The organism is Bacillus cereus (assembly GCF_002567495.1).
In the GTDB taxonomy this organism is placed as follows: Bacteria; Bacillota; Bacilli; order Bacillales; family Bacillaceae_G; genus Bacillus_A; species Bacillus_A cereus_AQ.
Genome location: NZ_NVAP01000047.1, coordinates 46,596 through 53,975, shown reverse-complemented (window position 1 = coordinate 53,975; position 7,380 = coordinate 46,596). Strand labels below are relative to the sequence as shown.

Below are 7,380 nucleotides of genomic sequence, written 5' to 3'. Positions count from 1 at the left end.
AAAATAAAGACGTTAAAAATTTAAACCTACGTGAATGGGACTGTCCTTCTTGTCGTATACACCATGATAGGGATATTAACGCAAGTATCAATATAAAGAATGAAGCGATAAGGCTTCTAACCGCAAGGACTGCGGGGTTAGCCTAATCAATTAGAGTTCGATAGAACTCTTTACTTAGGAATCCCTCACTTCTAAACAAAGTGAAAGTGGGGGTAGTTCAAAATTCATACAAGAAAGGCAGCTATAAAAAATAGCCGCCTTGCCTCAGGGAGAATTCAAGAAAATTAGAGATTCATTATGGATACAGATTGGCTATTACCAATTTATTTATATTATTAGCAAGGGTTCAATAAATTATTCATAAGTTAAGATCTTACTTCATTGTAGGAAGAGTGACATGCAAAGTAAAAAGAGCACTTTTTAAAAGTGCTCTTTTTAAGGTGTGTATTAGGACTTGAAAGAGGCATCAATGAAATGTAGAAGGAGATATCTCTATACAACATATGGAGGTACTGTGGAAGGGTGACGATAAAAAATAAAGGAGATAATTCTTTTTAGCGACTTAAGATGTAGTCAATTGTATTACATAATTTTATGAGTAATATTGTAGTGTCTTGCATGTGGATATTAAATGTCTAATAATCAAATTAGTCAAATACTTTTCTACCGGTGCTTTATCAAGGTTGATTAGCTCGTAAGTATGAAGCGTTACGCTATAAGATAGAAATACTTACAAATTTTAAAAGAATTCCATTTGTGTACCAAGAAGCAAAATATATTTATGATAAAATATAGAAAAAGATGATTAAGAAGGGACAATTAAAGTGAAACCAACAATTTATGATGTTGCGGAAAAAGCAGGTGTATCAATAGCGACTGTATCTAAGGTAATTAATCAAACAGGGCGTATTAGTGAAAAAACAATAAACAAAGTAAACCAGGTAATGGACGAATTAGATTATCAGCCAAGTAGTGTAGCAGCAGCGTTAACAGGTAAAAAAACATATACGATTGGGGTACTTGTCCCAGATATCTCAAACCCATTTTTTGCTGAAGTAGCAAGAGCTTTTGAAAATAGTGCACGAGAATCAGGGTATACACTCATTTTATGTAGTACAGACCATCAAACAAAGCGTGAGCACGAATACATTGATTTACTATTTAAAAAGCAAGTAGATGGCATTATTATTGCAACGGAACTAAATGATTATAAACTTGTTAAAAAAATCGTAAATCGAGATTTACCACTTGTCTTATTTACCGTAGATCATCCTTCCATTACGACTCATGTTGTGACAACTGATGATATGAGGGGAGGCTATCTAGCTGGGAATTATCTAACGCAGAAAGGCCATACATCTTTAACAATTATGATGGAGAAGGATAGAAAAAGTAGCTTAGGGAGACTAAATGGTTTCAAGCAGGCTCTTACAGATTCAGGTATCCTATTAGATGATGATGCTATCATTAGCTGCTATTCGACAGTGGAAGATAGCAAACGTGCAAGTAAAGAATTACTTAATTTACCTAACAGACCTACAGCGGTTTTTGCTTGTACAGATTTAATTGCAATATGCCTTATGAATGAAGCAAGAAAACAAGGGCTTTCAATTCCGGAAGATTTATCAATTATCGGATTTGATAATACAATCTATGCTGAAATTGCAGATCCAGGGTTAACGACGATTGAACAGCCAATTACACAAATGGCAGCATGTACGTTTGAACAACTCTTAAAAACGATGGAAATGAAGGAACATGCTAAGCAAAAAATTACAATTATTCCTCAGTTAGTAGAGCGATCCTCAGTAAAGGATATTACATGAAAGCTTTTTTAATAGCCTACTTGAATGTAACAAAAAGAAGGTCATCGTAACTATGTGCAGTTATGATGACCTTCTTTTTAATTAGAGTTTATACTGAGAATTGCTCGCCGCTTTTCGTATTTAAATCTTGTTTCATCTCATTTTCCTTTGGAATAGTAAGGAAATGAGTTAGAAATGCACCAAAGAAGTACAAGCCAGCAAAGATCCACATCACGCCGCCAACACCTAATGGACCGATGAAAGCAGTTACTACTAATGGCCCAACAAATGCTGATAATCCTGAACCTAAATTTAAAACAGACATTGCTGCTCCTTTATTTTCAGGAGATAAAGATGGGACTAAAGCTGTAAGAGGTACATAACCGGCAAGTGTTGCTCCGTAGCAACAGGCAACAAATAATATTGCCCAATAATTATGTCCTACCATTTGTGGTACATAATAGAGTGCAAGAGTTACAATTCCGCAACCGACTCCTCCGAACCATTTAATCGTATTTACCCAACCAAACTTGTCTCCAACAATACCAAAAATAATATTAAATACCATATTTACAAAGAATAGAGTACCCCAAATTTGTAGCCATTCAGTCATTGTAAAATTATATTTCATCATATAGGTAGGCAGGAAAACAACAAATCCAAACTGAGCGGCCGAGTTTATAATTTTAACAATACCACCTATGCCAACCTTAGGATTTTCAAATGCGATGGTAATGCCTTTTAGTAACTCACTTGATTTGTTAGCGCTTACGGTTTGTGCTTTAAATCTGTCCTTATTTACAACAATTGAGAACAATCCCCCGATGACAACAAAAATTAAAGCGCTCCATAATGTAGCGATTTCTCCGATTTTAGGAACCATATAGCTAGAATAAAAGGCTCCTATAACACTAAGCCCTAGCTGGAATACGAACCAGAACCAGCCAACTGCTCTTGAAAGCATTTGCTGAGGAGTACTGTAAGATACCCAAACTAGGAAAGAATAGGCAAATAAGGGATAACCAAACCCTCGTAGGGCATAGCAAATTAATATTACGGGATAATTCATATGTTGAATTCCTATACCGATGAATCCGATTGAACCTAAAATGAATGATACTAAACCAAACGTCATGACTTTTCTTGGTCCCCACATTTGTACAAATACCCCTGAAAACCAAGAAGAAGCAGATACAGTAATCCCGTAAATAGTAAACAGAAAAGCAGCGTGTTCTAGTGTTAGTCCTTTTTCAACGAGATAAGGGGATAACCATCCTTGTTCTAAACCATCCCCAATCATAAAAACAATAATCCCTATGTATCCCCAAGTTAAATTAGAAGGAATACCAATCTTGTCCATAAATGTTTTGTGTGAACTCATTGCGTTCATTCTCCCACCACCGATAAGTTATTTTTTTGGTTAAGCGCTTAATTCTTTTTGATAAAAAAAGTATACGCTTACATTATGAGGCCGTCAATTAAATTTTTTGACAATTTACAACTTTCTTTTATAGGGGCATTCTATTTACTTATCGGACAATAAAATAATAGTGAGTATGAAAAGAAGGGAATACCTTATAGATGGGAGTTTAGCCTTTAAAAGGCTTCGTTTTCTTTGTTGTATCAGTATTTTAAAAGATTATTTTTGTAGCTGTTTAGATTATTTGTTTCTAATTATTAATTTGTATATGGACGTAGTACGTTTACTTACGAAATGTGAAATTTGGATGAAAAGAAGATTATTCAAAAAAATAAAAATGTTTTCAATTTAGAATCAAGTGTGTATAATGAAGAAAAATAGGGAAAGCGCTTAACTAAAATTATTAGGCTAAACCTTATAGACTTTCATTTTTTTCTTAAATTTAAATAAAGAGGGAGAAATCATATGAATGTTTTAACGATTGGAATTATTGGGGCTGGACGAATTGGGAAACTGCATGTTGATAACTTGCAGCTTATGCCACAAGTAAAAATTAAAGCGGTTTCAGATGTAGTGATTAGTCATCTAGAAAAGTGGGCTGAGGATAAAGGGATTTCCACTCTGACTACAAACTATCAGGATTTATTAGCAGATCCAGAAATTGATGCTGTCTTTATATGTTCACCAACAAATACACATGCGCAAATTATTAAAGAAGCGGCTCTTGCGAAAAAACATATTTTCTGTGAAAAGCCTGTTAGTTTCTCAGTAGAAGAAACATTAGATGCATTAGAAGTAGTAAAAGAACAAGGCGTATCTCTTCAAGTAGGTTTTAATCGTCGTTTCGATCCTAACTTCAGAAAAGTCTATGATCTTATTCAACAAGGAGAAGTGGGACACCCACATATTTTAAAAATTACGTCTAGAGATCCACAACCGCCAAGTATTGAATATGTTTGCTCTTCAGGTGGATTGTTTATGGATATGATGATTCATGATTTTGATATGGCTAGGTATGTGATGAATAGTGAAGTTGTTGAAGTATTTGCATATGGCACAACATTAATTGATCCATCCATTCAGGAAGTAAATGATGTTGATACAGCAATAGTCACATTGAAATTTGCGAATGGAGCTTTAGGCGTAATTGATAATAGCCGCCAAGCTGTTTATGGATATGATCAGCGTCTTGAAGTATTTGGTGAAAAAGGGGCGGTCACTGCGGATAATTGTTGCCCGACAACAGTACAAGTTTCAAAAACAGAAGGTGTTGTAAAAGATAAGCCGCTTTATTTCTTCTTAGAGCGCTACACGCAGGCTTACATTGAAGAAGTAACACAATTTACAAAGTCAATTATAGAAGGACAAGCTGTTATTTGCAGTGGTAATGATGGGTTACAGGCAGAAAGAATTGCGAAAGCTGCGAAGGAATCATTACTAACAGGAAAAACTGTTCAAATTGAACATAAACAGCCTGCATTAAATCAATAAAGAGAGCGCTTACTTCTAGATAGATAAAGAGTTATGAATAGTAGGTTTATAAAAAATATGAACCATATCATTCACTCTTTCATAAAGCATGGGAGGTAGAAACAATGAATCCACTTATTTTTAAAGAAGATTGTCCATTAGACCTAATTGCAGTTGGACGTTTATGCGTTGATTTAAATGCCAATGAAACACAACGTCCTATGGAAGAAACAAGAACGTTTACTAAGTATGTGGGGGGATCTCCTGCGAATATCGCAATTGGTGCGGCGCGTCTTGGCTTACAAACAGGATTTATCGGTAAAGTGTCTGATGATCAAATGGGCCGCTTTATTACAGGATACTTAAAGGAAAACAATATTAACACAGATCAGATATGTATTGATCGTACTGGTGCAGTGACAGGTCTAGCTTTTACAGAAATTAAAAGTCCTCAAGATTGCAGTATTTTAATGTACCGCGACAATGTCGCAGATTTAAATCTTGATCCAACAGAAGTATCTGAGGAATATATTAAACAATCAAAAGCACTCTTAATTTCGGGAACAGCTTTAGCGAAAAGTTCTTCTCGCGAGGCGGTATTTTTAGCACTAGAATATGCGCGTAAGCATGATGTAGTTGTATTTTTTGATGTAGATTACCGCCCGTATACATGGCAGTCAGAAGCTGAAACGGCTGTGTATTACAATCTAGCGGCTGAAAAATCTGATGTTATTATTGGAACGCGTGAAGAATTCGATATGATGGAAAAACTATTAAACTACGAACAATCTAATGACCAAGTTACGGCTGAAAGATGGTTTTCTCATCATGCGAAAATCGTTGTAATTAAACACGGCGGGGATGGTTCAATCGCTTATACGAGGGACGGTCAATCTCACCGAGGCGGTATCTTTAAAACAAAGGTGTTAAAGACGTTTGGCGCTGGCGACTCGTATGCTTCTGCGTTTATTTATGGCCTAATGCAAGGGCTTGAGATTCCTCAAGCGATGCGATTAGGTGGTGCTTCTGCTTCAATCGTTATTTCTAAACATAGCTGTTCTGATGCAATGCCAACACGTGAAGAGATTTCTGCATTCATGGAGACGGCTGAGGAATTGGTATAGAAACGTTATGAATCAATAATCAAGTAAGGGCGTATCCTATTGGACGCTTCTACATTACATAAAAGGGAGAGAATGAATATGACAGTACAAACAGCACAAATTGTAAAAAACTACATTGGCGGCGAATGGGTAGAATCTATTTCAACTAAGATGGAAGCTGTATATAATCCTGCAACAGGAGAAGTAATCGCCCAGGTACCACTTTCAACAAAAGTAGATGTTGAACAAGCTGTATTAGCAGCAAATGAAGCATTCAAATCTTGGTCCAAAACAGCTGTGCCAAAACGTGCTCGTATTCTATTTAAATATCAACAATTATTAGTAGATAACTGGGAAGAGTTAGCGAAACTTATTACGATTGAAAACGGAAAAAGCTATAACGAAGCTTACGGTGAAGTTCTTCGTGGTATTGAGTGCGTGGAGTTTGCTGCAGGTGCTCCTACATTAATGATGGGAAAACAGCTTCCTGATATTGCGACAGGTATTGAGTCTGGTATGTATCGTTACCCAATTGGTGTTATAGGCGGAATTACACCTTTTAACTTCCCAATGATGGTTCCATGCTGGATGTTCCCACTTGCAATTGCTTGCGGTAATACATTTGTGTTAAAACCTTCAGAGCGCACGCCACTTCTAGCGGCAAAATTAGCTGAATTAGCTGAAGAAGCTGGTTTACCTAAAGGTGTATTAAATATCGTAAATGGCGCACACGATGTAGTAAATGGTCTTCTGGAACATAAATTAGTGAAGGCAATTTCATTTGTAGGTTCTCAGCCTGTCGCAGAATATGTATACAAAAAAGGAACAGAAAACTTAAAACGAGTTCAAGCACTAGCGGGTGCGAAGAACCATTCCATTGTATTAAATGATGCGAATCTTGAACTAGCAACAAAGCAAATTATTAGTGCTGCATTCGGTTCAGCTGGTGAGCGTTGTATGGCTGCTTCTGTAGTAACAGTAGAAGAAGAAATTGCAGATCAATTAGTTGAAAGACTCGTAGAAGAAGCAAATAAAATCGTAATCGGCAATGGTCTTGATGAAGATGTATTTTTAGGACCAGTTATTCGTGATAACCATAAAGAGCGTACAATTGGTTACATCGATTCAGGTGTAGAACAGGGCGCTACATTAGTTCGTGATGGACGCGAAGATACGGCTGTAAAAGGAGCTGGCTACTTCGTTGGCCCAACAATTTTTGACCATGTGACAAAAGAAATGAAAATCTGGCAAGATGAGATATTTGCTCCTGTTTTATCCATTGTTCGTGTGAAATCATTAGAAGAAGCGATTGAAATTGCGAATGAATCTCGCTTTGCAAATGGTGCTTGCATTTATACAGATAGCGGAGCAAGTGTACGTCAATTCCGTGAAACAATTGAATCGGGTATGTTAGGTGTGAATGTTGGAGTTCCAGCACCAATGGCATTCTTCCCGTTCTCTGGCTGGAAAGACTCTTTCTATGGTGATCTTCATGCGAATGGTACTGACGGCGTTGAGTTTTATACGAGAAAGAAAATGCTTACATCTCGTTGGGAAAAGTAATCATGAAGAGAGAAGTAGA

General features: G+C 36.5%; 6 protein-coding genes. 5 read left to right on the top strand and 1 reads right to left on the bottom strand.

Annotation, left to right across the window (positions count from 1 at the left end; all coding sequences use genetic code 11):
- Positions 1–146: zinc ribbon domain-containing protein (locus COK05_RS23285; protein ID WP_141539229.1), on the top strand; the 146-nt coding region annotated here is incomplete at its 5' end.
- A 678-nt stretch (positions 147–824) separates the two neighbouring features.
- Positions 825–1,826: a LacI family DNA-binding transcriptional regulator gene (locus tag COK05_RS23280; protein ID WP_071730367.1), complete on the top strand. Its 1,002-nt coding sequence runs from the start codon at positions 825–827 to the stop codon at positions 1,824–1,826.
- An 88-nt stretch (positions 1,827–1,914) separates the two neighbouring features.
- Here COK05_RS23280 and COK05_RS23275 read toward each other — a convergent pair whose 3' ends face one another.
- A complete protein-coding gene (locus tag COK05_RS23275) occupies positions 1,915–3,195 on the bottom strand; it encodes an MFS transporter (RefSeq protein WP_098614443.1) in 1,281 nt (426 codons plus the stop codon).
- 495 nt (positions 3,196–3,690) lie between these two features.
- Between COK05_RS23275 and iolG the strand changes: the two genes are divergently transcribed.
- From iolG to COK05_RS23255, 3 genes are all read left to right on the top strand, one after another.
- Positions 3,691–4,716: an inositol 2-dehydrogenase gene (gene iolG, locus COK05_RS23265; RefSeq protein WP_098614442.1), complete on the top strand. Its 1,026-nt coding sequence runs from the start codon at positions 3,691–3,693 to the stop codon at positions 4,714–4,716.
- Positions 4,717–4,820: 104 nt separating this feature from the next.
- Positions 4,821–5,819, top strand: coding sequence for a 5-dehydro-2-deoxygluconokinase (gene iolC / locus COK05_RS23260; RefSeq protein ID WP_098614441.1), 999 nt, complete (start codon positions 4,821–4,823; stop codon positions 5,817–5,819).
- Positions 5,820–5,897: 78 nt separating this feature from the next.
- Positions 5,898–7,361, top strand: coding sequence for a CoA-acylating methylmalonate-semialdehyde dehydrogenase (locus COK05_RS23255; protein WP_098614440.1), 1,464 nt, complete (start codon positions 5,898–5,900; stop codon positions 7,359–7,361).
- Positions 7,362–7,380 lie beyond the last annotated feature (19 nt).

Excerpts from the sequence above, each read along its gene's own strand:
- COK05_RS23255 (WP_098614440.1), top strand. The coding sequence starts at position 5,898 with ATGACAGTACAAACAGCACAAATTGTAAAAAACTACATTGGCGGCGAA.
- iolC (WP_098614441.1), top strand. The coding sequence starts at position 4,821 with ATGAATCCACTTATTTTTAAAGAAGATTGTCCATTAGACCTAATTGCA.
- iolG (WP_098614442.1), top strand. The coding sequence starts at position 3,691 with ATGAATGTTTTAACGATTGGAATTATTGGGGCTGGACGAATTGGGAAA.
- COK05_RS23275 (WP_098614443.1), bottom strand. The coding sequence starts at position 3,195 with ATGAACGCAATGAGTTCACACAAAACATTTATGGACAAGATTGGTATT.